At 67.4% G+C, this 25270-nt stretch carries 23 protein-coding genes; 15 read left to right on the forward strand and 8 right to left on the reverse strand.

Features of this window, described 5'->3' with window-relative positions:
- The 7 genes from LFT44_RS04985 to LFT44_RS05015 all read left to right on the forward strand — a co-directional run bounded on the left by LFT44_RS04985 (nt 1) and on the right by LFT44_RS05015 (nt 8648).
- The gene (locus LFT44_RS04985; protein WP_236801410.1) at nt 1-951 is read left to right on the forward strand and encodes an ABC transporter permease; all 951 of its coding nucleotides are present in this window, start codon (nt 1-3) and stop codon (nt 949-951) included.
- Nucleotides 951-1847 (forward strand): ABC transporter permease, encoded by an 897-nt coding sequence (locus tag LFT44_RS04990; protein ID WP_236801411.1) that lies wholly within the window; start codon nt 951-953, stop codon nt 1845-1847. The genes LFT44_RS04985 and LFT44_RS04990 overlap by 1 nt, the downstream gene beginning before the upstream one ends.
- 2 nt (nt 1848-1849) lie before the next feature.
- A complete protein-coding gene (locus LFT44_RS04995; protein WP_236801412.1) occupies nt 1850-3670 on the forward strand; it encodes a gamma-glutamyltransferase family protein in 1821 nt (606 codons plus the stop codon).
- The gene (locus tag LFT44_RS05000; protein ID WP_236801413.1) at nt 3654-5285 is read left to right on the forward strand and encodes a dipeptide ABC transporter ATP-binding protein; all 1632 of its coding nucleotides are present in this window, start codon (nt 3654-3656) and stop codon (nt 5283-5285) included. The genes LFT44_RS04995 and LFT44_RS05000 overlap by 17 nt, the downstream gene beginning before the upstream one ends.
- Nucleotides 5266-6018 carry a GntR family transcriptional regulator gene (locus LFT44_RS05005; protein ID WP_236801414.1) on the forward strand — a complete coding sequence of 251 codons (753 nt, stop codon included), beginning with the start codon at nt 5266-5268 and terminating at the stop codon, nt 6016-6018. Before LFT44_RS05000 ends, LFT44_RS05005 begins: the two co-directional genes overlap by 20 nt.
- Before the next feature lie 436 nt (nt 6019-6454).
- On the forward strand, nt 6455-7297 hold the full coding sequence (locus LFT44_RS05010; protein WP_236801416.1) for an esterase/lipase family protein: 843 nt from the start codon (nt 6455-6457) through the stop codon (nt 7295-7297).
- A gap of 67 nt (nt 7298-7364) precedes the next feature.
- On the forward strand, nt 7365-8648 hold the full coding sequence (locus LFT44_RS05015) for a S8 family serine peptidase (protein WP_236801417.1): 1284 nt from the start codon (nt 7365-7367) through the stop codon (nt 8646-8648).
- Between the two features lie 33 nt (nt 8649-8681).
- Here the strand turns inward: LFT44_RS05015 and LFT44_RS05020 are convergent, their stop codons facing one another.
- From LFT44_RS05020 to LFT44_RS05035, 4 genes are all read right to left on the reverse strand, one after another.
- A complete protein-coding gene (locus LFT44_RS05020) occupies nt 8682-9965 on the reverse strand; it encodes a right-handed parallel beta-helix repeat-containing protein (RefSeq protein ID WP_236801418.1) in 1284 nt (427 codons plus the stop codon).
- Nucleotides 9966-10118: 153 nt separating this feature from the next.
- Nucleotides 10119-10760, reverse strand: a complete 642-nt coding sequence (locus LFT44_RS05025) for a hemerythrin domain-containing protein (RefSeq protein ID WP_236801419.1) — start codon at nt 10758-10760, stop codon at nt 10119-10121.
- 193 nt (nt 10761-10953) lie between these two features.
- Nucleotides 10954-11346, reverse strand: coding sequence for an alpha/beta fold hydrolase (locus LFT44_RS05030; RefSeq protein ID WP_236801420.1), 393 nt, complete (start codon nt 11344-11346; stop codon nt 10954-10956).
- Nucleotides 11347-11811 carry an alpha/beta fold hydrolase gene (locus LFT44_RS05035; RefSeq protein ID WP_236801421.1) on the reverse strand — a complete coding sequence of 155 codons (465 nt, stop codon included), beginning with the start codon at nt 11809-11811 and terminating at the stop codon, nt 11347-11349.
- 117 nt (nt 11812-11928) lie between these two features.
- Between LFT44_RS05035 and LFT44_RS05040 the strand changes: the two genes are divergently transcribed.
- Nucleotides 11929-13188 carry a S8 family peptidase gene (locus LFT44_RS05040; RefSeq protein WP_236801422.1) on the forward strand — a complete coding sequence of 420 codons (1260 nt, stop codon included), beginning with the start codon at nt 11929-11931 and terminating at the stop codon, nt 13186-13188.
- Between the two features lie 103 nt (nt 13189-13291).
- Here the strand turns inward: LFT44_RS05040 and LFT44_RS05045 are convergent, their stop codons facing one another.
- Together LFT44_RS05045 and LFT44_RS05050 are read right to left on the reverse strand one after the other, a co-directional pair.
- Nucleotides 13292-14017, reverse strand: a complete 726-nt coding sequence (locus LFT44_RS05045) for a hypothetical protein (RefSeq protein WP_236801425.1) — start codon at nt 14015-14017, stop codon at nt 13292-13294.
- A gap of 68 nt (nt 14018-14085) precedes the next feature.
- Entirely contained in the window at nt 14086-15675 is a 1590-nt protein-coding gene (locus LFT44_RS05050) for an alkaline phosphatase D family protein (protein ID WP_236801426.1), read from the reverse strand.
- A gap of 193 nt (nt 15676-15868) precedes the next feature.
- Here LFT44_RS05050 and LFT44_RS05055 point away from each other — a divergent pair, with 193 nt between their 5' ends.
- The gene (locus LFT44_RS05055) at nt 15869-16237 is read left to right on the forward strand and encodes a hypothetical protein (protein ID WP_236801427.1); all 369 of its coding nucleotides are present in this window, start codon (nt 15869-15871) and stop codon (nt 16235-16237) included.
- A 39-nt stretch (nt 16238-16276) separates the two neighbouring features.
- Here the strand turns inward: LFT44_RS05055 and LFT44_RS05060 are convergent, their stop codons facing one another.
- Nucleotides 16277-17566 (reverse strand): GAF domain-containing protein, encoded by a 1290-nt coding sequence (locus tag LFT44_RS05060; RefSeq protein WP_236801428.1) that lies wholly within the window; start codon nt 17564-17566, stop codon nt 16277-16279.
- A 145-nt stretch (nt 17567-17711) separates the two neighbouring features.
- On the opposite strand from LFT44_RS05060, the gene LFT44_RS05065 reads away from it, so the two are divergent.
- Nucleotides 17712-19502 (forward strand): NAD(P)/FAD-dependent oxidoreductase, encoded by a 1791-nt coding sequence (locus LFT44_RS05065; protein ID WP_236801429.1) that lies wholly within the window; start codon nt 17712-17714, stop codon nt 19500-19502.
- Nucleotides 19503-19543: 41 nt separating this feature from the next.
- The gene (locus LFT44_RS05070; protein WP_236801430.1) at nt 19544-20599 is read left to right on the forward strand and encodes a 2,3-butanediol dehydrogenase; all 1056 of its coding nucleotides are present in this window, start codon (nt 19544-19546) and stop codon (nt 20597-20599) included.
- 86 nt (nt 20600-20685) lie between these two features.
- On the opposite strand, the gene LFT44_RS05075 is transcribed toward LFT44_RS05070, so the two are convergent.
- The gene (locus tag LFT44_RS05075) at nt 20686-21009 is read right to left on the reverse strand and encodes a hypothetical protein (protein ID WP_236801432.1); all 324 of its coding nucleotides are present in this window, start codon (nt 21007-21009) and stop codon (nt 20686-20688) included.
- Between the two features lie 40 nt (nt 21010-21049).
- Between LFT44_RS05075 and LFT44_RS05080 the strand changes: the two genes are divergently transcribed.
- From LFT44_RS05080 to mgtA, 4 genes are read left to right on the forward strand one after another with little or no spacing between them, the layout of a single operon-like run.
- Nucleotides 21050-21430 carry a hypothetical protein gene (locus LFT44_RS05080; RefSeq protein ID WP_236801433.1) on the forward strand — a complete coding sequence of 127 codons (381 nt, stop codon included), beginning with the start codon at nt 21050-21052 and terminating at the stop codon, nt 21428-21430.
- A 31-nt stretch (nt 21431-21461) separates the two neighbouring features.
- Entirely contained in the window at nt 21462-21749 is a 288-nt protein-coding gene (locus tag LFT44_RS05085) for a hypothetical protein (RefSeq protein ID WP_236801434.1), read from the forward strand.
- Nucleotides 21746-22462 (forward strand): class I SAM-dependent methyltransferase, encoded by a 717-nt coding sequence (locus tag LFT44_RS05090; protein WP_236801435.1) that lies wholly within the window; start codon nt 21746-21748, stop codon nt 22460-22462. The genes LFT44_RS05085 and LFT44_RS05090 overlap by 4 nt, the downstream gene beginning before the upstream one ends.
- On the forward strand, nt 22459-25167 hold the full coding sequence (mgtA, locus tag LFT44_RS05095) for a magnesium-translocating P-type ATPase (protein WP_236801436.1): 2709 nt from the start codon (nt 22459-22461) through the stop codon (nt 25165-25167). Before LFT44_RS05090 ends, mgtA begins: the two co-directional genes overlap by 4 nt.
- The last annotated feature ends 103 nt before the right edge of the window (nt 25168-25270 follow it).

Below are 25270 nucleotides of genomic sequence, written 5' to 3' on the forward strand. Positions count from 1 at the left end.
ATGATCCGATACCTCTCGACCCGTCTCTGGCACTCAGCCATCACCCTGGTGCTCGCCTCCGTGGTCATCTTTATTGGCATCCGCCAACTCCCCGGTGACCCGGCCATTGCCATGGCGGGGGAGGAGGCCAGTCCTGAACAGCTCGACGCCATCCGCTCCCAGCTCGGCCTGGACCAGCCCCTCCCCGTCCAGTACTTCTCCTTCATCGGCCGGCTGCTGCAGGGAGACCTGGGAAAGTCCACCCGCACCGGAACACCCGTCACGGACCTGCTCGCCGGCACCTTGCCCGTGACGCTGTGGCTTGCCGCCTACGCAATCGTGGTGGCCGTCGTCGTCGGCGTCCTGCTCGGCGTGGTGGCCGAGCGGTACCGCGGCCGCTGGCCGGAATGGCTCTCCAACGGCTTTGCCCTCATCGGCCCGTCCGTTCCCAGCTTCTGGCTTGGCCTGCTGGCCATCCTCTACCTGGCCGTCAACCTTGGCTGGTTCCCCGCGTCAGGCTATGTCGACGTCGCTACGAACCCCGTGCGCGGCCTGTACTACCTGACGCTGCCGGCGGTGATCCTGGGCACCGGCCTCGCCGCCGTCATCCTGCGCCAGACGCGGGCCTCCATGATCGAAACCATGAGCACGGACTACGTCCGAACCGCCCGCGCCAAGGGCCTGGGCGGCGGCCGGATCCTGTTCCGCTACGGGCTCCGGAACTCCCTGATCGTGGTGGTCACCATCGTGGGCCTGCAGCTGGGCGGACTGATCTCCGGCGCCGTGGTCACGGAGCGCATCTTCGCCCTGCCCGGCTTCGGCAAGCTCACCCTGGACTCCGTCTTCACCCGCGACTACCCCGTGATCCAGGCCGTGGTGCTGGTCATCACCGTTGGGTACATCCTCATTAACCTTGCGGTGGACATCCTGTACTCCGTGATCAACCCGCGAATCCGAGTAGGAAGCAACTGATGGCCGTCACCGACATCCGCCCTGCAGCCCCGGGCGCAACCAGCCTGGGCTCCGACCGCGGACGCATCTGGAAGTCGCTCCGGCGAAACCCCCTGGGCCTGGCCGGCGGTATCCTGCTGGCCCTCGTGGTCCTGGTCGCACTGCTGGCACCGCTCCTGGCGCCGTACGATCCGGCGCAGGTCCACTTCGCCACCCCGTTCCAGAAGCCCGGCACGGTGGGCTTCCTGCTGGGCACCGACGACCTGGGCCGGGACATCTTCTCCCGGCTGGTCTTCGGTATCCGTTCCTCCCTCGAGGTCGGGGTGCTCGCGGTCTTGCTCTCGGTGGTCATCGGAACCCCGCTGGGGCTGCTCGCCGGCTACTGGCGTTGGCTGGACGCCATCATTTCGCGGCTCAACGACGTGACCCTGGCCTTCCCCTTCCTGATCATCGCGGTGGGCCTCGTGGCCATCACCGGCCCCAGCCTGGGCAACGCCGCAGTGGCCATCGGCATCGCACACATCCCCGCCATGATCCGGATCATCCGCGGCGAAACCCTGCGGATCAAGGAAAGCGACTTCGTCATTGGCGCCAAGACCATGGATGCCTCCGGCGGGCGGATCATCTTCCAGCACATCCTGCCCAACACCGCCTCCTCCCTCATCGTGCAGGCCACGGTGATCATGCCCGCGGCCGTCATCGGCGAAGCGGTGCTGTCCTTCCTGGGCCTGGGCATCCAACCGCCCGCACCCAGCCTGGGCATCATGCTCTCCGACGCCCAGCAGTACCTTTTCCGCTCACCCACAGCGGCCATCGTCCCCGGCCTGGGCATCGCCGCGATCTGCCTGGCCTTCAACCTGTTCGGCGACGCCCTGCGCGACGCCCTGGACCCTGCCGCCACCAGCCGAAAGAAATAACCATGACTTACACCCCTGCAGACAGCTTCACCACCCGCCCCACCCTCCAGGGCACCTTCGGCATGACCGCCTCCACCCACTGGCTCGCCACCGCCTCCGCGCAGGCCGTGCTGGAACGCGGCGGTAACGCCTTCGACGCCGCCGTCGCCGGCGCCTTCGTCCTGCACGTCGTCGAACCCCACCTGAACGGCCCCGGCGGGGACATGACCGGCGTGTTCGTCACGGCGGAGAACCCGTCCGAACCGGTTGTGCTCATGGGACAGGGCCCTGCCCCGGCCGCCGCGACCCGCGAGCACTACCTGGCCGAAGGGCTGGAACTGGTGCCCGGCGCCGGCGCGCTCGCCGCCGCGGTGCCGGCCGCCGTCGACGCCTGGCTGCTGCTCCTCCGTGACCACGGCACCTGGGATCTGGCGGACGTGCTGGCCTTCGCCATCGGCTATGCCCGCAACGGGCACCCGATTGTGGGCCGCGTGGGGACCACCATCGAAACCGTCGCCGACCTCTTCACCGAGCACTGGCCGACGTCGGCCGCCCTCTGGATGCCGGAGGGGAAGATTCCCGCCGCCGGACACATCATCAAGAACCCGGCGTACGCGAGCGTCCTGGACCGGCTCGTCGCCGCCGGAGAAACGGACGCGGCAGCGTCGCGGGAAGCACGCATCGACGCCGCCCGCCGGGAATGGGGCGAGGGATTTGTGGCCAAGGCAGCGGTCAAATTCCTCGCCACGCCCCACCGCCACTCGTCCGGCGCCGATCATGCTGGCGTCATGACCGAAGCTGACTTCGCCGGATTCTCGGCCGGCTACGAACCCGCCACCACCATCGAGTTCCGCGGCCACACCATCGCCAAGACCGGGCCCTGGGGGCAGGGGCCGGCACTGCTGCAGACCCTCGCCATCCTTGAAGGGTTCGACGACGAGCGGCTGGACCCGTCCACGGCCATCGGCGCGCACACCATTCTTGAGGCGCAGAAGCTCGCCATCGCGGACCGCGAGGCCTACTACGGCGACGCCGAGGTGCCGATGGATTACCTGCTCAGCCCCGAGTACGCAGCGGAGCGCCGGAAGCTGATCGGCGAAAAGGCCTCGCACGAATTCCGGCCCGGCAACGTCCCCGGCCACGACCCCTTCGTTCCGCCGCTGCGCACGGAGTACCTCCCGCCGTCGCTCGCGGAAAACGGCCAGCTTGCCTTTGCCGGCGTGGGCGAACCCACCGTCATGCCCACGGGGGAAACCCGCGGGGATACCTGCCACATCGACGTCGTGGACCAATGGGGAAACATGGTTTCCGCAACGCCCTCCGGCGGCTGGCTCCAGTCCTCCCCGGCCATTCCCGAACTCGGCTTCTGCCTCGGTTCCAGGCTGCAGATGACCTGGCTGGAGGACGGCGCGCCGTCCACGCTCACCCCCGGCAAGCGCCCCCGGACCACCTTGACGCCCACGCTGGTGCTGAAGGACGGCAAAGCGGTGACCGCCCTCGGTTCCCCGGGCGGCGACCAGCAGGACCAATGGCAACTGCTGTACCTGCTGCGCACCATCGTGGGCGGCTACGAGCCCCAGCAGGCCGTTGACGCACCCTCGCTCCACACCACCTCCATTCCCGGATCCTTCTGGCCCCGCACCTGGACGCCGGGCGGCGCGGTTGTTGAAGACCGCCTGGGCGAGGACGTGATCGCTGAACTGGAAGAGCGAGGCCACGTGGTGACCCGGGCCGGGGACTGGGCGCTCGGCCGCCTGTCATCGGTGGTCAGTGACCCCGAAACCGGTGTCCTCAAGGCCGCCGCCAACCCGAGGGGAGCGCAGGGCTATGCAGCAGGACGCTAGGAACGACGGAAACATCCTGCTGTCGGTCCGCGAACTTGAGGTCAGCTACGGCGGCACCCCGGTCCTGGACAAAGTCTCGTTCGACCTGAAGAAGGGCGAGCGGGTGGCGATCGTGGGCCAGTCGGGATCGGGCAAGTCCACCGTGGTGGGCGCCATCCTGGGCCTGCTGTCCGGCTCCGGCCGGATCACCCACAGATCCATCCTGCTCGACGGGGCAGACCTGGCGGATGCCAGCCAAAAAGAGCTGCGTGGCATCAGGGGCAAGAAGATCGGCCTGGTCCCGCAGGATCCGATGTCCAACCTCAATCCTTCCATGAAGGTGGGCGCGCAGATTGCCGACGCGCTGGCCAGCAACGGCATGCGTGGCCGGGATGCCATCAAGCAGCGCGCCGTTGAGCTCATGACGGAAGCCGGCATTCGGGACGCCGAACGCCGGTACAACCAGTACCCGCACGAGTTCTCCGGCGGCATGCGGCAGCGCGTCCTGATCGCCATCTCCCTTGCGGGGGAGCCGGACCTGCTGATCGCGGATGAGCCGACGTCGGCCCTGGATGTCACTGTCCAGCGGCAGATCCTGAACCACCTCCAGACGCTGGTGGATGCGCGGGGCACCTCGCTGCTGTTCGTCACCCATGACCTGGGGCTCGCGGGGGACCGCACGGACCGGATCATCGTCATGGCCGAGGGGCGGATTGTGGAGACCGGCACGCCATGGGAGGTGCTGCTGAATCCGCAGGAGGACTACACTCGGCGCCTGGTGGCCGCGGCGCCGTCGGCCAGCCTTTCCGCCGACGCCGCTTCCGGTCCAATAGTTGCTGAAGAGGACCGGCCGGCTCCCGTGCTGTCGGTCAGGAACCTGGCCAAGGAATTCAAGCTCCGTGGCCAGGGCGGGCGCAGGATCCAGGCCGTGGACGACGTCTCCTTCGACGTGCACAGGGGAACCACCACGGCGGTGGTCGGTGAATCCGGATCCGGGAAGTCAACGGTTGCCCGGATCATCCTGGGCCTGGAGACACCCACTTCCGGGTCGGCATTGATCAAGGGGGAGAGCATCGCCACCAGCAATCCCCAGACGCGCCGTGCCCTGCGCCGCATCGCGCAGCCCGTCTTCCAGGACCCGTACGGATCCCTGGACCCGACCTTCAGCATTGAGCGGCTGATCGACGAGCCCCTGCGGATCTTCAAGGTAGGGACGCGTGAGAGCAGGCGTGAACGGGTTGCCGAACTCCTGGACCAGGTGGCGCTGCCGCGCATCGTGGCGCAGCGCCGGCCGCACGAACTGTCGGGCGGGCAGCGCCAGCGGGTGGCCATCGCCCGGGCCCTGGCGCTGGAACCGGAACTGCTGATCCTGGACGAGGCCGTCTCAGCCCTGGATGTGCTGGTCCAGGAGCAGATTCTCACTTTGCTGGGGGACCTGCAGGATAGGCTGGGCCTGACCTACCTCTTCATCACGCACGACCTGGCCGTTGTCCGCCAGATCGCGCACAACGTGGTGGTCATGAAAACAGGAAAAGTGGTGGAAACCGGCAGCGTGGAGCAGGTCTTCATGGCACCCTCGGCCGACTACACCAGGGAACTACTTGGAGCGATACCCGGTGCAGCCTTCGCTAGCTAGCGGTGATCCCACCCCACGGGCCCGCGTCCAGGATAAAATCCGGCGGGACATCATCTTCGGGAAGCTCCCGGCCGGGACACGGATCACCGAGTCCTCCCTGGCCGCGAAATACGGGATTTCCCGGGTTCCGGTGCGGGAAGCGCTGCGGGCCCTTGAGGTGGAGGGCTTCGTTGAGTCGAAGCCCTTCGCCGGGTCCACGGTGTCAGAGATACCGGTGGACGACGCCGACGACCTCTTCGCGGTGCGCGAGGCCCTGGAAGCTGCCACCGCCCGCCGGGCGGCCCGGCGGGCGGCCGCCCAGTTCTCCGCGGGCGGCCCGGATACCCAATGGTGGGAGACGCGGCGCGCACTGGCCGCGATCCTGGACGAGGGCGATCGGGCGGTGGCAAACGGGCAGGTTGAGCTGCTGCCCGAGCTGAACATCCGTTTTCATCTGGGGGTCGCTGAACTGAGCCGGAGCGCGTCCCTCACGGCGCTGCTGCGCCAGATTTCGGGCAAGATCGAGTGGCTCTACGCCTCCGATGTGGACTCCCGCGGCATCCGGTCCTGGGCCGAGCACCGGGGCATCATGGCAGCGATCGATGCCGGGAACGCGGAGGCTGCCGAGCAGGGGATGGCAGCCCACGTCCACGGGTCCAGGTCCGGCTACCTGAGCCGGTTCAAGGAAAAGGACCCATCACCCGCAACGCCAGCAGCGCCGTCGGATGGTCACGCCGCGGAAACTACGGCTTGATTCCGGGCTTGCCTCTCACACCTCAAGGTGGCTTCGCCGGGACTCGAATCGCCGGAACGGTACCGGCTCGCCGGAACGTTCCGGCGCTTTCGCGCTGATCCGGCGACTTCGCCGGTGCCAAGCTCTCCTGCCTCGCGGTTGAGGTATCGTCCGGTCGGCCGCGGCGTGCACGTTTGTGCAAAGCGCCTGTGGGAGGGTGACCAACGCAGGGCCTTACCCAAACTACCTACTCACCAGTAACAACGCTGTGTTCCGAGTCACAAACGAGTCGTGACAGCCGCTGCAGCACCACACCTTTTCCGCCGCACGTTCGTGCACTTCCGCTGCAGAGGAGCCGCAGCGCTGCCAGCATGGAAAACCCGGGCCGGAACTGATGGACACCCCCAAAAACATCAGCTCCGGCCGTCCCCGAAGACAGACGAACAAAGAGGTTTCCATGTCACTCCTTACCCGGGCCCTTTCCATCGCGGCCGGTACACTCCTCGCCACGTCCCTGGTAACCGCTCCCGCCCATGCCGTTGACGTCTCGCCGCCGGGAGCCAACGACTGGTCCTGTAAACCGTCAGCAGCACATCCGTATCCCGTGGTCCTGGTGCCGGGCACGTTCGAGAGCATGGAGAAGAACTGGTCCACCATGTCGCCGTACCTCAAGAGCCAGGGGTACTGCGTCTTCGCCCTGAACTATGGCCAGACCAACGGCGTCTACGCCACGGCTCCCGTCAAAGATTCCGCCAAGGAACTTGCACCGTTCGTGGACGCCGTCCGCTCCGCCACGGGTGCCAAGCAGGTGGACCTGGTGGGCCACAGCCAGGGCGGCATGATGCCCCGGTACTACATGGGCTTCCTGGGCGGGGCGAAGTACGTCCATCAACTCGTCGGCATCGCCCCATCCAACCACGGCACTGAGGGCGTGATCCTTCCGCCTCCGGATCTGGTGCCCACGCCGGACTACACCGCCGCCGGCTGTGCCGCTTGTGCAGACCAGCAGGCGGGATCGCCGTTCATGCAGGAGCTGAACTCCATCGGCGATACGGTTGCCGGCCCCGCCTACACCGTCATCTCCACCATCCACGACGAGGTGGTGATCCCGTACAACAGCCAGTTCCTGAACGGCTCCACGCGGCAGGTCACCAACATCACCATCCAGGACAAGTGCCCGGCGGACGTGATCGAGCACGACCAGACGCCCAACGATCCCGTGGTGCACCAGCTCGTGGGCAACGCCCTGGCCCAGCCGTCCGGCCCGGCGGACCCGGCCTACCAGCCCGTCTGCCTCTAAGGCGCAGCAGTAGCCGTCTTGGGCTGCCCCCTATGCAGCTGTTACGCATGGGGCGCATGATGACGGCATGAAAAAAGTACTCATAGCCGGTCTCGCAGCGATCGTGATGGTGCTCAGCGCCATCACGATCGCCGTTCCGGGCAACGCTGCCGTTCCCGGCAACGTGTCCGTGCCGTCCTCGCCCATAGCAGGACAAATCATGGTCAAATTCCGGGACAACAGCGCGGCGGCCGGGGTGCTCGGCCAGCATGGGCTGAGCGACGGCCCGCCGATCGGCAGCACCGGCGCGCACCTCATCAAGGTCCCGGCCGGCAGGGAACTCCAACTCGTCGCCGCACTAAGCCGCAACCCCGCCGTCGAATACGCCGAACCGGACGAATTGGTCACCGCCACTACAGCAGACCCGTACTTTGACCGCCAGTACGCGCTCCAGAACGTGGGGCAGTCCTTTACGAACACCGCCGGCACGGTAACGGTGCCCGCTGGCAAGAACGATGCGGATGTGGATGCGGTTGAAGCATGGGCCGTCACCAAGGGGGCCGGTGTCAGGGTTGCCATCGTCGATTCAGGCGTGGCCATCAACCACGAGGACATCTCGTCCAAGGTGGTGGACCGGGCAAACTTCAGTGACACCCAAATCCTCACCCCGGAGGACTACGACCAGTACGGCCATGGCACCCACGTAGCCGGCATCGTGGCCGCCACCGCGGACAACTCCCTTGGGGTGGCAGGTGTATGCCCCGACTGCTCCATCCTCGATGCCAAGGTCCTGAACAGCAGCGGCTCCGGCTCCTCCTCGGGCATTGCCAAGGGCATCGACTGGGCTGTCGGCAAGGGCGCCAAGGTCATCAACATGAGCCTTGGACAGAAGGTGTCATCACGAACCCTCGAAGCTGCCGTCAACAACGCCTGGAACCAAGGCGTGGTGATCGTCGCCGCGGCTGGCAACGCCGGTACCCAGGCGCAGGTCTACCCAGGTGCATATGCGAACGTCATCGCCGTGGCAGCAACTGACAACAACGACACCAAGGCATCCTTCTCCACCTACGGCAGGTGGGTGGATGTCGCCGCCCCGGGGGTCAGGGTCTACTCCACCCTGCCGAACTATGCGTCGGTCCTGGGCACGCAGAACAACCTGTCACCCGGCTATGACATCCTCAGCGGCACTTCCATGGCCTCGCCCATCGTTGCCGCCACTGCCGCACTCGTGTGGAGTACGCCGTCGGGCACGTCCAATGCATCCGTGCGCACCAAGGTGGAATCCACGGCCGATCCCATCTCCGGCACCGGTTCCTACTGGGCCCACGGCCGGGTGAACGCCTGCAAGGCAGTGGGGTGCACAGCGCCCTGAGCCTGCCGCGTCTTCAATGGGTACCGGCGGGTGTCAGGACTGGCTGTTGCCGGTGCGCGAGCGCCACGCATCGAGCTGCTCGATGGTTTCAGGGTTCTGGTACGCAATCTTCTGGCCGCTGGCCAGCGCAATGGTGTTGCCGTGAATCCTGATGCCCGCCGGGATCTGCCGGCCGCTGCCGCTGGAGCGCACGAAGTTGTCCTTGGCGCCGATGAACTGGTTCCGGGCGATCTCGACGTCGCAGGGCAGCTGCACGTCGTAGGTCAGCAGGTGGGTGCCCATCCCCGCCTGGTCCGGACGGATATTGGCCGCCCAGGAGTACCCGGCGTCGCGGCACTGGTTGTCGGTGAAGGCGCACCGGATGTGTCCGGTGCCCGCAGCCGGCGTTCCGTGGGACCAGATCTCAAAGCTCTGGTTGCAGTTCTCAATGGTGTTGCCCACAAACCGGCAGTCCGTCCAGGCAACCCTGGGCCCCTCGATATTGCCCTGCATCGTGGTGGCCGTGTCGTACGTCTGCCGGATGGTGTTGCCCTGGACCAGCACGTTCGAGCAGCCAATCCAGACCTCAACGCCATTCCCGTAACGCGTTGTGTCCTTGAGCCGCGACCCGCCGATTTCCTCAATCAGGCAGCCGCTGATCTCTGCGTCCTGGATGCCGTAAGTCCTGACGCCGTGGCCGCCGTGGCCAAGGATGTGTACCCCGGAGGTGACGGTGTTGGAGGCCGGCCGCAACCCCTCCTGCTTGACAGCGATCTCCACCCCGGCACCCGGAGATGCCGGTAGCTTCACGTACACGAAGGTGTCGTCGCTGTAGAAGTCCCAGTCCTGCACCAACCCGGACAGGCTCCACCGTTTCCAGCCGCGGATCTCACCGCCGGCCTTCAGGAAGCCGACGTTGGTGGAGGCTCCGTCAGTGTTGCCGCTGAACTGCCCGGACCCTGGCCGCAGGTTGAGCTTCCACACCTGGGGGCTGTGCAGCGTCCAGGCGTCGCTGCTCACCTTGTAGCCGTTGATCTGCGGCAGCGCCCCGGTGCCGTATGAGCTGAGCGTGAAGACCCCGGCGGGACCTTTCACGGCAGGCATTTGGAGCGAGCCCGGGAACACGTCGCCGCGCCGGAGCAGGACCGCGTCGCCGCGGCCCACTTCGCCGGCCTCAAGCGCCGACCGAACGCGCGCGAGCGATTGCCAGGGCGCGTCCTGGGTGCCCGGGCTGGCGTCATTACCGCTGCTGCTCACGAAGCGGGAGTTCGCGTAGGCAGGGGAAGGCTCGGGGGCAGGTGCGGCGGCGGGGAACGGATCAGTTGCACGGGCAATCATGCTGGGCAGGCCGGCAGTTACGGCCGCTGCCCCTATCCACTCCAAAAAGCGCCGGCGCCCAAAGGGGAGGTTTCTTGGAGAAGGCACCCAAAGATTTTACTAGATCCGTGTTGCTCTGGCTGCATGGGCATCAAGCGGAGTAATATTCCTTCGCTAAAGCGTCTCCGGCACCGGCCGCCCCGGGAACAGGGTGGCGTACTGCTTCCGGTACATCCGGCGCCCCACCAGCTTGTAGCCGAGCCGGACCGGGGGAGGGATCTCCTTGAACAGCTCCTTCCGGTCCGCCGGCGGGTTCGTGGCCAGCACCATCCCGAGGTAGCCCACCAGGAATTTCTTGTCGAGTTGCCGGATGCCGTGCTGCCCCGTCTCGTTCATTTCCTTCTCGGTCATCACCCGGTCCGCCACGGGCATCATCTCAGTTACCTCGCGGCGCAGATGCACGTTGAGGACACGGGACAGGTCCTCATACAGCGCGGCCAGCTCCGACGCTGACTCCTCATCCGCCCGGTCCATCCAGCGCAGCCGCACCGGCTCAATCGCCCCAAGCCGCTGCGTCACCTGCCGATGCTGCTCCAGCATCTGCCCCACATGCAGCGCACAGGCCGGCGCCCGCTCCTTCAGCTGCGGATACATGAGCAGGTCCTCGCCTTCGTGGTGGATGTGGAGCACCTTGTCGAAGTTCCCCAGCACTTCCCCCACATAGGCGGCCCGGGCAGTGTCACCGGCACGGACGGAACTCACCAGCCCCGGGGCCTCACCGTAGGCCCAGAGGAAAAAGCGGTGGATGCGCCGCATCGGGCCGTCCCTGCGCACAGGACAGGTCCTGATGGGAGCGGAGGCGCGGTCTCGCCTGGTTGCATGGTGAAGAAGTCAGTCATTGTGGGCCCCTATTTTTGTCTGTCACTGAGACGAAGGACCTCTCCCCGCGAGCATCGTAGCCCCGGCCACCACGGCGCACAACGGCTTTGCGTAAGTACGACGGCGGCACTCACCGAGGTGCCCGACGTCGTCCTGGCCAGGGGAAACGGGCGACGCCCTGCACCACGGCCTCGTCTTCGCGCACCCGCTCAATCCATTCGGCGAGGAAGGCCTGGACGAGCGCGGGCTGCTCGTGCAGCAGGGCGTGGCCGGCGCGGTCCAGCACGGCAAAGGTGCCCCGCGGGTAGTCCCGCGCCAGTGCCCACCCATCGGCGTATCCGGCGGTGGCGTCCTGCCGCCCCACCAGAACCAGCACGGGATGCGGATACCGCGCTGCCGACTCCGGACGATCCCGCAACTCCCAGCGCGAGAAGATACGGGCCAACCCCGGCTCGTCGACGAGCGATGCCGCAGGAGCCACAAGCTGCCGGAACCGGTTCAGCGTCCCGTCCGTCTGGACCACTTAATAGCTGCGGAAAGAGGCTTCGATCTCCGCGTCGAGGCCGGCGGGATGGGCCGACGACACCAGGACCTGGTGCTTGGGCACGCTGCCGGCATGCGCGCCGACCGGGCAGATCAGGGCAAGCCCGGCCGCCTGGGGCCGCAAATGGGCAACCGCGCGCGCCAGGTACCCGCCGTACGACTGGCCAATGATGAGGAACGGTTCATCACCGATCGTGCTGTCGATGAAGTGCAGCAGGAGGTCCAGCACATCGTCGTTGCTGTTGAGCGAGCGGTGAGCCGGGGTACGGCCCATCCCCGGGAGGTCCGGATACAGGCGCCGGAACCCGGGGATGTTGCCGAACATCGGTTCCAGGCCGCCGGCAATCTCCCGGTGGTCCACGCCGGCGCCGTGCAGCGCAAGGACGGGCGTTCCGCTGCCGTGTTCAACGAAATGGACGGGCACACCCCTCACCACCGCTTCCATCCCGCCAGTGTAGGTTCGGCCGGGACCGTGGGCCAGAGCCGTCATTGGCAGGAAACGGAGCACTTTCGAGGCTCCCGCCCCTACCGGGTTCGAGCATGTGGGGCCAAGATGGCCCGCATGAGAAAACTCTTCACCGCCGGCCTCACGGCAGCACTGATGATGCTTGGCCCCGTCCCGTTTGCCCTTCCCGCCAATGCTGCGGGAGGCACGTCCACTCAGCCCGGGCACATCCTCGTAAAGTTCCACGACGACGGTGCTGCCGCCGGCGCCCTGCACCGGCGCGGCCTGGAGGCCGGCGCGGACGTCGGTAGTACGGGCGCCAGGCTGGTCAGTGTGCCTGCCGGCAGCGAAGGCCGGCTCATCGACGCGCTCAGCCGGGATCCCGCCGTCGAGTACGCCGAAGCGGACCAGCCGGTGGCCGCCTTCACCTCCGACCAGTACTTCCCGCGCCAGTACGCGCTGCAGAACACCGGGCAGTCATTCACCAACACTGCAGGCGACATCACCATCCCCGCCGGCACACCGGACGCGGACGTGGACGCCGTCGAAGCGTGGAACGTGACCACCGGCACCGGCATCAAGGTCGCGGTGCTGGATTCCGGGGTGGCCAGCGACAACCCGGACATCGCCCCCAAAGTGGTGGCCCGCGCCAACTTCAGCGGCTCGGCCACAAAAGCGGGGGACCCCGTGGCCGAGGACTACTACGGGCACGGCACGCACGTGGCCGGCAACGTCGCGGCCACTGTCAACAACACCATCGGCGTGGCCGGGGTCTGCCCGGGCTGCACCATCCTGGCCGGCAAGGTCCTGGACGACAACGGGGTCGGCTCCAGCTCCGGCCTGGCGAACGGCATCAACTGGGCGGTCAGCAACGGCGCCAAGGTGATCAACATGAGCCTGGGTGTGCGGGCATCACGGACACTGGAAACCGCGGTCAACAACGCCTGGAACAAGGGCGCGGTGCTGGTGGCGGCCGCCGGCAACGGCGGGAACCAGACCAAGATCTACCCGGGCGCGTACACCCATGTCATCGCGGTGGGAGCCACTGACAACAACGACGCCAAAGCGTCGTTCTCCACGTACGGCGCCAGCTGGGTGGATATCGCCGCTCCCGGCGTCAATGTCTACTCCACCTTCCCCAACCATCCCTTCGTGCTGGGCACGCAGAACAACCGGTCCCAGGGTTACGACGTGGGCAACGGAAGCTCGATGTCCTCGGCCATCGTCTCAGGAGCGGCGGCGCTCGCGTGGAGCTCGCATCCCGGGGCCTCGAACACCTCCATCAGGGCAGACCTGGAAACCACGGCGGACAAGGTTGCAGGCACCGGAACGTATTGGGCCTATGGCCGGGTGAACGCGCAAAAGGCGGTGCAGTAGTGCAGACGTCGCCACCGCCTAAGTAGTAGATCAGGTGCGCGGGAGGGGCACTTCATCGCCGACCCCCGGCCCGACGTCCTGGCCGGCAAGGCCCTGGAGTTCCTCAGGACTCCGCCCGCTGCTTGACCCCGCGGAGCACGCCGACCTCCATGTAGTGGTGCAGGGGGTCACCGATGAAAAGGTCGACGGCGCGGGCCAGCAGCATCGCGCCGGGCACCTTTTCGAGGGCGAACGCCAGGGCCCGGGTCACCGCAGGAGCATCCGGACCGGCGCCGCGGACTGCGGCACTGAGGTATCCCGGGCCGCGGTACCGGATGATGAAGCGGGTGCGGTCACCCGGCAGCGGCCGCAGGATGAACTGCTCTCCCGCCACCAGATGTTTGTTGGGTTCAAGCTCGGAGACGGTGGCGAAAACACCGGCGCCGTACGGGACCTTGTCGCCCACTTTAAGGTCCTGCAGCTCCGGGTGGATCCGAGTCGCCGAATGCTTCCCCTCGACGTACCGGGCGTGGAACAGGGCCCGCTCAACCCGGTCATGCGTGTAGAACCCTGCCCGGTAAATTCCCATCTGCACGATCCAGGGCCACACGCGTTCCGGCGGTGCGTCGATGCTGATGGCACGGGTGCTCTGGAATGCAGGGCGGGGCTGGAGGTTGTCGCCGGGCAGGGACTCCACAGCTTCCGTCCCCTCGGTTCCCCACCGCAGCATGGCCGGGCGCCACAGGAGATAAGCCATCATCTGGGCGCAGAGCGATACCGCCAGGAACTGCCACCGCCTCTGGCGGCCCGTTCCGCGGCCTGCCCGCCTGGAAAGTAGCCGTCCAGCCATAGCCGCCAAAATGCCACGGGACCTTCGACACTAAAAGTGCCGAAGGTCCCGCCGGGCCTCGCGAAAGGTCAGGCGCGCGCCTGAAGCCCGGGAACGCCGTCGCGGATCTCGAAGGAGGCCTTGGTCGAAACCGCCGCGCCCGGCGTCGTGACGTGGTCCAGCACCCGGAAGTCGGCCGTCATCGCGTCGCGGGTAATGCGGGTGTTCACGTAGCCGCGGTTGTCGTTGTAGAACTTCAGGTGCGGGTTCCAGGCCATGGTGGCGTCCGTGGTGGAGCCGCTGCCGTCACCCGTGGAGGTGATGGAGGTGCAGACCAGCTCCGCGCCGACCACTGGGGCGGCCGGGTCCTTGTAATCCACCTTGACGTCGTTGGCCCAGTGCCGGTGCACATCACCGGTGAGCACGACGGCGTTGCGGACGTTTGCGTCCACCCAGCCCTGGGTGATGCGGCGGCGGGAGGCCGCGTAGCCGTCCCAGCCGTCCATGGAGACGTCGTCGATCTCCGGCGCCTTGTTCCGGTCCCGCTCGGCGAAGAAGACCTGCTGGCCCAGGATGTCCCAGCGCTGGGTGGAGTTCCTGAAGCCATCCAGCAGCCACTTTTCCTGCTCCGCGCCGGTGATGGTGCGGTCCTCCGCGAGCCGCTCGGTGACGTTCTTCTTCCAGCCGTCGCCGGCCAGCTGGTCGTCCCGGTATTGCCGCGTATCCATCATGTGGAAGTTGGCCAGCTGGCCCCACTGGATCCTGCGGTAAATCTTCATGTCCGGACCGGCCGGCAGCGACGACGGGCGCAGCGGCATGTTCTCGTAGTAGGCCTGGAATGCTGCAGCCCGGCGCTGCCGGAAGTGCTCCACGCTGTCGTTGAGCTGGCCGGCGTCCTGGTTCTCCGGGACGTCGTCCGCCCAGTTGTTGTCCACCTCGTGGTCATCCCACACCACTGCCCAGGGTGCCGTTGCGTGCGCAGCCTGCAGGTCGGCGTCGGCCTTGTACTGGGCGTGCCGCTGCCGGTAGGTCTCCAGCGTGACGGTCTCCGGGCCCTCGTGGTCGCGCGGGTTGCCGCCGCCGATCACGTAGCTGTCCTTCTTGTATTCGTACAGGTAGTCGCCCAGGTGCAGCACCAGGTCGGGGTGGTCCTCGGCCAGGCGCCGGTACGCGGTGAAGTAGCCGTGCTCGTACTGCGCGCAGCTGGCGAACGCCATGGCCAGGGCCGCGGGCGTCTCATGGAGTGCCGGGCTGGTCAGGGTGCGGCCCACCGCGCTGAGGTGCTTGCCGGCGCGGAACCGGTAGAAGTACTCGCGGCCCGCCTTCAATCCGCGCAGCTCCACGTGCACCGAGTGTGCGGACTCGGGACGCGCCTGCTCAACGCCGCGGGCCACCACCTTCCGCATGCCCTGGTCCTCGGCCACCTCCCACTGCACGGCCACGGGCCGGGCCGGCATGCCGCCCAGCCCGTCCTCCGCCACCGGGTTCAGGGCCAGGCGGGTCCACAGCACGAAGCCGTCCGGCCACGGCTCGCCGGACGCGATGCCGAGCATGAAGGGATCGGCGCGGAGGCCGGCGTCGTCAGCGGTGGAAACGGCGACGGCGGCACCCGGCAGTGCGGCGACCAGGCCGGCGCCGAGGCCGGCGGAGATGAGGGTTCTACGGGAGATGTTGTCCATGGCTCCCAAGCTATTTCCAGCTTCTGTACAGGCTTTGAGGAGGATATGAACAACGCGTTAATGGCATGACAAGAACTGTCGTGCTGAATCGGCCGTCTGCAATAAGTGATTGTTGAGTCCGGGCAGGGGCCGGGTCCAGAATGCACCCACCATCCGCCACGGTGGCGGAGGCTGTGTTCAAAGGAAGAAAGCCATGGAATCCGAAGAAGCAGGGCACCAAACGCCGGCGGCATCGACCGGGGCAGCGCACGTTTCGGCGAAGGAACTGGCCGGAGCCGAGGATGCCCGCCGCATCCTGCTGCCCATGATCAGCGCCATGTCATCCCTTGCGGCAAATCCCGCCGCGGCTGCCAAATTCGCCGAAGGCATCCACACGCAGAACAATGAGCTGGTGCGGGCCGCCCTCCGGGAAGTGCACACCGACCTGGCCGTGGAAGTGGGGCCGGGGCCGGACGAAGGGCAGGTTACGGACCAGGCCATCGCGCGCACCACGAGCGTTTCGATCCACATCAGTTGGAACCACGGCTTGAGCATCGATATCAAGGTCACCAAGAAGAAGTAGCGCGGCCGCCACCAAGCCGGGGCGGCAGTAAGACTGGGCTTAACACGCGGCCCGGGCGTGGAACGTCAGGTACCGGGGATCGCTGCGGCCCACCAGCCGGCCCAGTGCCTCGACGGCCAGCGGATCGGCTGAACCCATGTCCGTGGACAGCCAGCGCACCACCAGCCCGGCGTCCTGGCTGGCCCGCACCGCAGATCCCACCGCCATGTCCAGCTGGTCCCGGAGCAGCTGGACAGCGAGGGCGACGGAGCGGCTGAGCAGGGGAGCGCGGTACTGCGCCAGCGCCTCGGCAACCCGGCCTTCGCGCAGCAGCCGCAGCACCTGCCCCGCATCGGAACGTCCGGCCAGCCCCGGAGCCAGCCGGTAGGGGTTCGACTCCACGGCCCCGCCGAGCATCGAGCGCACCCGGAAAATTTCGGTCCGGATGGCTTGGGGCGTTCCGGCGTCGCCATAGAGCTCGTAGGCCAGCTCCTCCGCTGACCAGCCGTGCGACCGGGAGTCCAGCAGCGCCAGGATCTCCGCCCGGCGCAGCGTCAGGGGACTCCGGCTCCCATCGGCAAACACCGCCGCCGGCTTGTCACCGAGCAGTTCCAGCGACTCGACGGCGGCAGCCGGCCGGACAATGGGGGCCGCAGCCCGCCGAGGCGCACGGACGGAAGACGAGGCTCCCAAGGAGGTGCCGGCGTCGGACGTTCCCAGCAAAGCCTCCGCCACGCGCACGGCGCACCGCACCATCCGCAGCGTGTCCGCGCTGAGGGTGTCCAAGGGTCCGGACACGTCCAGTACCCCCAGGACCCGCCCCGTGCCCGGGTCCGTGATGGGCGCGGCAGTGCAGGCCCACTCGTGGTGCGTCCGGACCAGGTGTTCGGCGGAGAACAGCTGCACCGGACCGCCGGTGACCAAGGCCTCGCTGATGGCGTTGGTGCCGATACCGGCCTCGGACCAGTCGGCGCCCTCAAGGAATTCCAGGTGGTCGGCCCGGCGGAGGACGGTTGGGCTGCCCACACGCCAGAGGATCTCGCCGCTGGCATCGGTGAGCACCAGGAGGTGGCGGCCGGTGCGGGAATCATCGGCCAGCAGGTCGTGCAGCGCGGGCATCACCTGTTGCAGCCGGTGCTCCCGGCGCAGCTCCAACACCTCGGCCACCTCATGCAGGTGCCGCGGACTGTGCTGGTCCGGGCTGATGCCCAAGGCCATGGACCGGTGCCAGGAATCGACCAGGCTGGTGGGAATCTCCGGCCGCGGGACGCCGGAAATGACCAGCTCATGCGCGCGGCGCAGCGTCCGTGCATACGTTGCCGGGTCCGAAAACCTCAGGCCGTGGTCCACTGTTTCCTCCTCACAGCCGGCGCCCTTGCCGGATCCGTGTAACGCCGCTGTTACCCCCGCCGAGTTCCACTAGTGATGCAGCTCACGCCCGGTCCAGCATATCGCAGGGCAGGCGGAGCCCAAGGAACAGCACAAAGGAGTGGAGATGACCCAAACACCCACCGCTGCCGCGCAGGCATGGCTATCCGGCCTGGATGACGCGCTGCAGCGGCGCGACGTGGACGCCGCGCTGGAACTCTTCGAGGACGACACCTACTGGCGGGACTTCGTGGCATTCACGTGGAACCTGAAAACCCTGGAAGGCAAGGCGGACATCCGCCGGATGCTCGAGGCCACGCTATACCGGGTCCAGCCGTCCAACTGGGCGCTCTCAGAGGACGCCACGGGTGACGCGGAGAACGTGGAAGCCTGGATCACGTTCGAGACGGGCGCGGCCCGCGGCTACGGCCACCTCCGGCTCCGGAACGGCAGGTGCTGGACCCTGCTGACCACCATGCAGGAGCTCAAGGGCTTCGAGGAGAAGAAGGGCCCTCGGCGCGAGCAGGGCGTGGCGCACCAGATCGTCCGCGGGCGCAAATCCTGGAAAGAGCTCAAGGAGGAGCAGGAGGCCCGGCTGGGCTACGAGGAGCAGCCGTACTGCGTAATCATCGGCGGCGGCCAGGGCGGGATTGGGCTTGCTGCCCGGCTGAAGCGGCTGGGGGTGCCCACCATCATCATCGAGAAGAACCAGAACCCCGGCGACTCCTGGCGCAACCGCTACAAGTCCCTGCACCTGCACGACCCCGTCTGGTACGACCACCTGCCCTACCTGAAGTTCCCGGATGACTGGCCCGTCTTCGCCGCCAAGGACAAGATCGGCGACTGGCTGGAGCACTACACCCGCATCATGGAGCTGAACTACTGGTCCGGCACCGAGTGCGTCAAGGCAGCGTACGACGACGGCACGCAGGAATGGGAGGTCAGCGTCCTTCGCAACGGCGAACCGGTGACGCTCCGGCCCAAGCAGCTCATCTTCGCCCTGGGCGTCTCCGGTTACCCGAACATCCCCACGTTCGACGGCGCGGAGACCTTCCTGGGCGAGCAGCGGCACTCCTCCCAGCACCCCGGCGGCGGGGACTGGACCGGGAAGAAGGCCGTGGTGATCGGCTCCAACAATTCGGCCCACGATATCTGCGCCGACCTGTGGGAGCACGGCGCCGACGTCACCATGGTCCAGCGCTCCTCCACCCACATCGCCCGCAGTGAATCCCTCATGGACCTGGCGCTGGGGGACCTGTACTCGGAGCGGGCGCTCGCGGCCGGCGTCACCACGGAGAAGGCGGACCTGCTGTTCGCCTCGCTGCCCATGCGCATCCTCCCCGATGCGCAGGTGCCGGTGTACCAGGAGATGGCGTCGCGGGATGCGGAGTTCTACTCCCAGTTGGAAGCAGCAGGGTTCGACCTGGACTTCGGCGTGGACGGATCCGGCCTGTTTGTGAAGTACCTGCGGCGGGGCTCCGGCTACTACATCGACGTAGGCGCCTCCCAGCTGATCATCGACGGCCGGGTGAAGCTCAAGTCCGGGCAGGTCGCCAAGATCACGGGCAACGCCGTGGTCATGGACGACGGCACCGAGCTGGAGGCGGACCTGATTGTCTATGCCACCGGCTACGGTTCCATGAACGGATGGCTGGCCGACCTGGTCTCGCCCGAAGTCGCCGATCAGGTGGGCAAGTGCTGGGGATACGGGTCAGACACGCCAAAAGACCCTGGTCCGTGGGAAGGGGAACTGCGCAATATGTGGAAGCCCACCAACGTGCCCAACCTCTGGATCCACGGCGGCAACCTGCACCAGAGCCGGCACTACTCCGCCTACCTCGCGCTGCAGCTCAAGGCACGGATGGAAGGACTGGAAACACCCGTCTACGAACTGCAGCCCAGCCACCACACCCGCTGAGCCGGTGGTTGTGCCCGTCGAAACCCAATTGGAGGACCATCATGAAGGCAGCACGATTCCACGCCCGCAAGGACATCCGGATCGAGGACATCCCGGAGCCGGAGCTGCGGGCGGGGGCAGTGAAGATCGACGTCGCCTGGTGCGGCATCTGCGGAACAGACCTGCACGAGTACCTGGAGGGGCCCATCTTCTGTCCGGCGCCGGGGCATCCGCACCCGCTGTCCCACGAGGAATCCCCGGTGACCCTGGGGCACGAGTTCTCCGGGACCGTCTCTGGGATCGGCGAAGGTGTGGAGGGGCTGGCAGTGGGTGACAACGTCGTCGTCGAACCCTACTTTGTGGACGGGGACTGCGACATGTGCCAGGCGGGCAGCTACCACCTGTGCCGGCAGATGGGGTTCATCGGGCTTTCCGGCGGCGGGGGAGGGCTGAGTGAAAAGATCGTGGTGGACCAGCGCTGGGTACATCCGATTGGGGGCATCCCGCTGGATGAGGCCGCCCTGATCGAGCCGCTGTCCGTGGCCCACCACGCGGTGGCCCGGAGCGGCGTCAAGGAAGGCGATGTTGCCCTGGTGGGCGGGTCCGGGCCCATCGGGCTGCTGACCGCTGCCGTCCTGAAGGGCATGGGCGTGACCACCATCATCAGCGAACTCACCCAGGCCCGGAAGGAGAAGGCCACCTCCAGCGGCGTGGCCGACCACGTCCTGGATCCCAGCCAGGAGGACGTTCCGGCGCGGGTGCGCGAATTGACCGGCGGGACGGGGGCCGACGTCGCGTTCGAATGCGCCGGGGTGAACGCGGTGCTGGACACCATGCTCGATGCCGTCCGGCCCGGCGCCGTGGTGGTCAACGTGTCCATCTGGGGCGCCCCGGCCACCGTGGACATGCAGAAGATCGTGCTCAAGGAGATCGACCTGCGCGGCACCATCGCCTACGTCCGCGACCACCCGGCCGTGATCAAGATGGTGCAGGAGGGCAAGGTGGACCTCAAACCGTTCATTACCGGCCGCATCGCGCTGGAGGACCTGGTGGAGCAGGGCTTTGACACCCTGATCAACCACAAGGACACCGCGGTGAAGGTGCTGGTGCATCCCTAGCCGGCGGTGCTCGGACTTAAGTCCCTGTTTCCCCGTAACCCTCAGGCGTAGCTTGAATGTGGGTCCCGCAACCGCGGGGCCCACATTCAAGGGGGCATCATGACAAAGCCCAGGCTTACCGCACTCGGCGTTCTCGGACTCAGCGGCCTGATGCTCCTCACAGGCTGCTTTGGCCCGCCCAGCCCGTCCCCGACCAGCAGCTCCGCGGCCCCATCGGCGAGCCCCACCGGCAGCGCGAGCCCCAGCACCAGTCCAAGCACGACGGCGGGTGGCAGCACGACGGCGAGCCCGACGTCCCCGCCCAGCACGTCAGCCGCGCCCACCAGCCCGGCTGCCCCGCCGCCGTCGTCCGCTCCCGCCGGTCCGCCGCCTGCTCCCCAGCCCCAACCCACCCAGGAACCCCAACCCACCGGCCTGCCCGAACAAACCGCCCCTCTGACGATTTACTACGTGGCGGTGGATGACAACGGAGTGTCAGGCCCACGGATAGGCTGCGGTGACAGCCTGGTGGCCACCACCACGGGCCCGGTTAGGTTCACGGATCAGGTGCGGCCAAGCGTGGAGACCCTGCTGGCCAACAAGAAGCGCGATGTGGGTATGTCCGGACTGATCAACGTGCTGTACCAGTCCAACCTGACGTATCTGGGCGGGGAGCTTAACGGCAGCACCATCAGCATCTGGCTCTCCGGGAACTTCATGCTCGGCGGCGTCTGCGACATCCCGCGGGCCAAGGCGCAGCTCGAGTACACCGCCATGGCCGCGTCCGGAGCCACCAGCGCCCAGGTGTACGTCAACGGCCGGCCGATTGACGAGGTGCTCAGCCTGAAATGAAACCGATTCAGCAACCAGGAAGGAAGCCGCCATGTTCGCCAGAATCAGCACTTACAGGACCGGACCGGAAACGCGGCCCGACAACACGGGGAATGTGGTGGACAGGGTGCTGCAAATCCCGGGTTGCAAAGGTGTCTACTACTTGAACGGGACAGGCACGGACAAAGCCCTCTCCATCACCTTGTGGGACACGGAAGAAGCGATGGTGGCCAGCAGGCAGGACGCCACGAGGATCCGCGAAGAAAGCAGTGAGGCGGACAGGACGGAGATTGTGTCGGTGGAGGAATTCGAAGTCGCTGCAAGCAGCCTTCAGCAGTGACGGCAGTTTTTTTCCGGCGGGCTTGGCGGGGCAGGGTGACGAGCAACGACGGGCGGGAACGCTTGCAACACCCGCTGTTCGCCCGCGCGTTCGCCCGCGCCGTGGCCGGCCTGGACCGCCGCGGGGCAGGGGAGCACCGCCGCCGCATCCTCGCCGGGCTGCACGGATCCGTGATCGAGATTGGAGCGGGGGCGGGATCGTCCTTCCCGCTCTACCCCTCCAGCGTCACCCACGTCCTGGCCCTGGAACCTGATGACTATCTGCGCCGGGTGGCGCAGCAGGCGGCAGCCGACGCCAGCGTTCCGGTGACCGTGGTCGCTGCGGCCGCCGAGCACATCCCCGCGGAGACCGGCAGCGCCGACGCAGTGGTGGCCAGCCTGGTTCTCTGCAGCGTCAAGGACCAGGCCACCGTGCTCGCGGAGATCCAGCGCGTCCTGAAGCCCGGCGGGACGCTGGCCTACTACGAGCACGTCCGCTCAGAGCACCCGTTCCTGGCCAGGGCCGAAGATGCGCTGACCCCGCTGTGGGGCCGGTTCATGGGCGGCTGCCACCTCAACCGGGACACCCTCGCCGCTATCACCGCGGCTGGGTTCAGCGTCCGCGACAACCAGCGCTTCGGCTTCGCTGTAGGGCGGTTCAACCCGCCCCTGGCCCACATCCTGGGAACGGCCTACAGCCCCGGGCCGCCCGGGAATAAAGCGGATCCGGCATGACAGACCTGAACGTCCGGGAGCGCAGCCCCCTCCAGCTGCCCATCACCGAGGCCGCGGGCTTGACCGCGGAAGAGGCGCTGGCACGCCTGGGCTCCGGGCCGGGCGGCCTCACCGAGGAGGAAGCGGCCGCCCGGTTGGAGCAGCTGGGCCCCAACGCCGTCCGTACGCACCGCGCCAATGCCTGGGCGGTCCTGGGCCGGCAGTTCGCCAGCCCCATCCTTATCCTCCTGATCGTCACCGCCGGCCTGTCCCTGTTTCTGGGTGATGCCACCAACTCCATCGTTATCGGGGTAATCCTGCTGGCCAGTGTGGGGCTGGGCTTCGCCAACGAATACCGGGCCGAGCGCGCCTCCGAGGCGCTGCACTCCCGCGTCACCCACAAGGCTGCCGTCCAGCGCGGCGGAACCACCCGGGAAGTGGACGTGACCGCCCTGGTGCCGGGCGACGTCGTGCACCTCTCCCTGGGCGCCATTATTCCGGCGGACCTCCGCCTCCTCACCACCAACAACCTGCACTGCGACGAAAGCATCCTCACGGGCGAGTCCCAGCCGGCGGCCAAGGACCCCGCACCGGTTCCGGGCGGTGCCTCCCTGGCGGACCTCGCCTCCTGCGTGTTCATGGGCACAGTGGTCCAGTCCGGCGGCTGCAGTGGCGTGGTGGTTGCCACCGGCGGCCGCGCGGAGTTCGGCCGCATCGCGCTGGGCCTGGGTGAACGGCAGCCGCAGACCGAGTTCCAGTTGGGCCTTAAGCGGTTCTCCTTCCTCCTGCTGCAGGTTGCCGTGGTCCTGACCTCGCTGATTTTCGTGGCCAACCTGCTGCTGGACCGCCCGCTGCTGGAATCGCTGCTGTTTTCCCTGGCCATCGCGGTGGGCATCACGCCCCAGCTGCTTCCCGCCGTCGTCAGCACCAGCCTGGCCACCGGCACCCGCCAGCTGGCAAAGCGGAAGGTGCTGGTCAAGCGGCTGGTGTGCATCGAGGACCTGGGGGACATGGACATTCTGGTCACGGACAAGACCGGCACCCTCACCGAAGGGAAGATCAGCTTCACGCACGCGCTTCCCGCCAGTGCTGGAACGTCTGACGCCGGCCTGCTCACTTTGGGCCTGCTGGCCACCGAGGCGGACTACGCCGGCGCCCGGGTTTCCTCCGCGGGCCAGAACCCGCTGGACGCGGCGCTGTGGGAGAGCCCAGGCGCAGCCGCGTTCCAGCCGGGGCGGTTCGAGCGCCTGGACCTGATCGGTTTCGACCACCAGCGCCGCCGCACCACAGTGCTGGTCCGTGAGGCGGACGGCCCCGCGCAGCTCGTGACCAAGGGCGCGCCGGAGGATGTGCTGGCCCTGTGCGGCCCCACGACGGCGGCCGTGCGGGCCATGCTGGATGAACAGTTCGACGCCGGCGCCCGGGTGGTGGCGGTGGCCACCCGACCTGCCGCGGGGCTGGCAAAGCTCACCCCGGCCGACGAAACCGGCCTCACCCTGGCCGGCTTCCTGGTGTTTCTGGACCGTCCCAAGGCCAACGCCCGCCAGTCGCTGGACCGGCTGGAGGCCCTGGGCATCTCAGTGAAGCTGGCCACCGGGGACAACGCCAAGGTGGCGGAGAAGGTTTGCGCGGACCTGGACGTCATTTCCGGCGGCACGCTTACGGGCGCCCAGGTGGAGGGGATGTCCGACGCCGACCTTGCCGCCGCCGCGCGCACGGCCACCATCTTCGCCCGCGTCTCGCCGGAGCAGAAGGCGCGCATCATCACCCTCCTGCGGCAAAGCGGCGGCGCGGTGGGCTTCATGGGAGACGGCGTCAACGATGCCCTGGCACTGCACAAGGCGGACATCGGCATTTCCGTCGACACCGCAACGGACGTTGCCAAGGACGCGGCCGACGTCGTCCTCCTGGACAAGGATCTGGGCGTCCTGGCGGACGGCGTCATGGAGGGCCGGCGGATCTTCGCCAACACCATCAAGTACGTGCTGATGGGCACGTCCAGTAACTTCGGCAACATGTTCAGCGCCGCCGTGGCCTCCGTGGTGCTGAGTTTCCTGCCCATGCTGCCCGGCCAGATCCTGCTGAACAACCTGCTCTACGACTCGGGCCAGCTGGCCATCCCCGGCGACCGCGTGGACAAGGAGCAGCTGCGCGCGCCCTCCCATTGGAACATCGCGTTCATCCGGCGGTTCATGCTGCTCTTTGGGCCCATCAGCTCGCTGTTCGACTTCGCCACGTTCGCCCTGATGTTGTTCGTCTTCGACGCAGCGCCGGGAGAGTTCCGGGCCGGTTGGTTCATCGAATCCATCGCCACCCAGACCCTAATCATTTTTGCCATCCGCACCCGGCGCGTTCCGTTCCTGCGCAGCCGGCCGTCCAACGGGCTGATCGCCGCGTCCCTGGGTGTGGTGGCCCTTGGTGTGTTCCTGCCGCTGTCACCCCTGGCGGGGGTTCTTGGCTTCGACCCGTTGCCGGTGCCGTTCTTCCTGGCCCTGCTGGGCATGGTGGTGGTGTACCTGGTGCTGGTGGAATTCGCCAAGCAGTGGTTCTTCTCCCGCGGCGCGCAGCAGCTGCCCGCCCCGCCGCCGCCCGTGCAGCGCCGGCGCGCCACCCACCACATCTCCCGGCGGGCGTTCCGGTTCAGCATTCCCGTCAGGGTGCCTCCGCTCAGGGCGCCCGCCACCGGGCGGAGAGTCCGGCGGAGGTGGCCCCTCCGTAATCTTTAGCCCATGCAGGGCTCTGGGTTGTTAGCATGGTGGAAGAGACGCTGGGGCTCGTCTTTATGTATTCGAAGGTGATGCAGTCCGCCGTGAATGCGTTCAGTTTGGA

The organism is Arthrobacter sp. FW306-05-C (assembly GCF_021801725.1).
GTDB lineage: Bacteria > Actinomycetota > Actinomycetes > Actinomycetales > Micrococcaceae > Arthrobacter.

Excerpts from the sequence above, each read along its gene's own strand:
- LFT44_RS05025 (WP_236801419.1), bottom strand. The coding sequence starts at position 10,760 with ATGCGGCGCATCCACCGCTTTTTCCTCTGGGCCTACGGTGAGGCCCCG.
- LFT44_RS05055 (WP_236801427.1), top strand. The coding sequence starts at position 15,869 with ATGGAATCCGAAGAAGCAGGGCACCAAACGCCGGCGGCATCGACCGGG.
- LFT44_RS05020 (WP_236801418.1), bottom strand. The coding sequence starts at position 9,965 with ATGATTGCCCGTGCAACTGATCCGTTCCCCGCCGCCGCACCTGCCCCC.
- LFT44_RS04995 (WP_236801412.1), top strand. The coding sequence starts at position 1,850 with ATGACTTACACCCCTGCAGACAGCTTCACCACCCGCCCCACCCTCCAG.
- LFT44_RS05000 (WP_236801413.1), top strand. The coding sequence starts at position 3,654 with ATGCAGCAGGACGCTAGGAACGACGGAAACATCCTGCTGTCGGTCCGC.
- LFT44_RS05065 (WP_236801429.1), top strand. The coding sequence starts at position 17,712 with ATGACCCAAACACCCACCGCTGCCGCGCAGGCATGGCTATCCGGCCTG.
- mgtA (WP_236801436.1), top strand. The coding sequence starts at position 22,459 with ATGACAGACCTGAACGTCCGGGAGCGCAGCCCCCTCCAGCTGCCCATC.
- LFT44_RS04990 (WP_236801411.1), top strand. The coding sequence starts at position 951 with ATGGCCGTCACCGACATCCGCCCTGCAGCCCCGGGCGCAACCAGCCTG.
- LFT44_RS05045 (WP_236801425.1), bottom strand. The coding sequence starts at position 14,017 with ATGGCTGGACGGCTACTTTCCAGGCGGGCAGGCCGCGGAACGGGCCGC.
- LFT44_RS05040 (WP_236801422.1), top strand. The coding sequence starts at position 11,929 with ATGAGAAAACTCTTCACCGCCGGCCTCACGGCAGCACTGATGATGCTT.
- LFT44_RS05035 (WP_236801421.1), bottom strand. The coding sequence starts at position 11,811 with ATGGAAGCGGTGGTGAGGGGTGTGCCCGTCCATTTCGTTGAACACGGC.
- LFT44_RS05070 (WP_236801430.1), top strand. The coding sequence starts at position 19,544 with ATGAAGGCAGCACGATTCCACGCCCGCAAGGACATCCGGATCGAGGAC.
- LFT44_RS05010 (WP_236801416.1), top strand. The coding sequence starts at position 6,455 with ATGTCACTCCTTACCCGGGCCCTTTCCATCGCGGCCGGTACACTCCTC.
- LFT44_RS05050 (WP_236801426.1), bottom strand. The coding sequence starts at position 15,675 with ATGGACAACATCTCCCGTAGAACCCTCATCTCCGCCGGCCTCGGCGCC.
- LFT44_RS05015 (WP_236801417.1), top strand. The coding sequence starts at position 7,365 with ATGAAAAAAGTACTCATAGCCGGTCTCGCAGCGATCGTGATGGTGCTC.
- LFT44_RS05085 (WP_236801434.1), top strand. The coding sequence starts at position 21,462 with ATGTTCGCCAGAATCAGCACTTACAGGACCGGACCGGAAACGCGGCCC.
- LFT44_RS04985 (WP_236801410.1), top strand. The coding sequence starts at position 1 with ATGATCCGATACCTCTCGACCCGTCTCTGGCACTCAGCCATCACCCTG.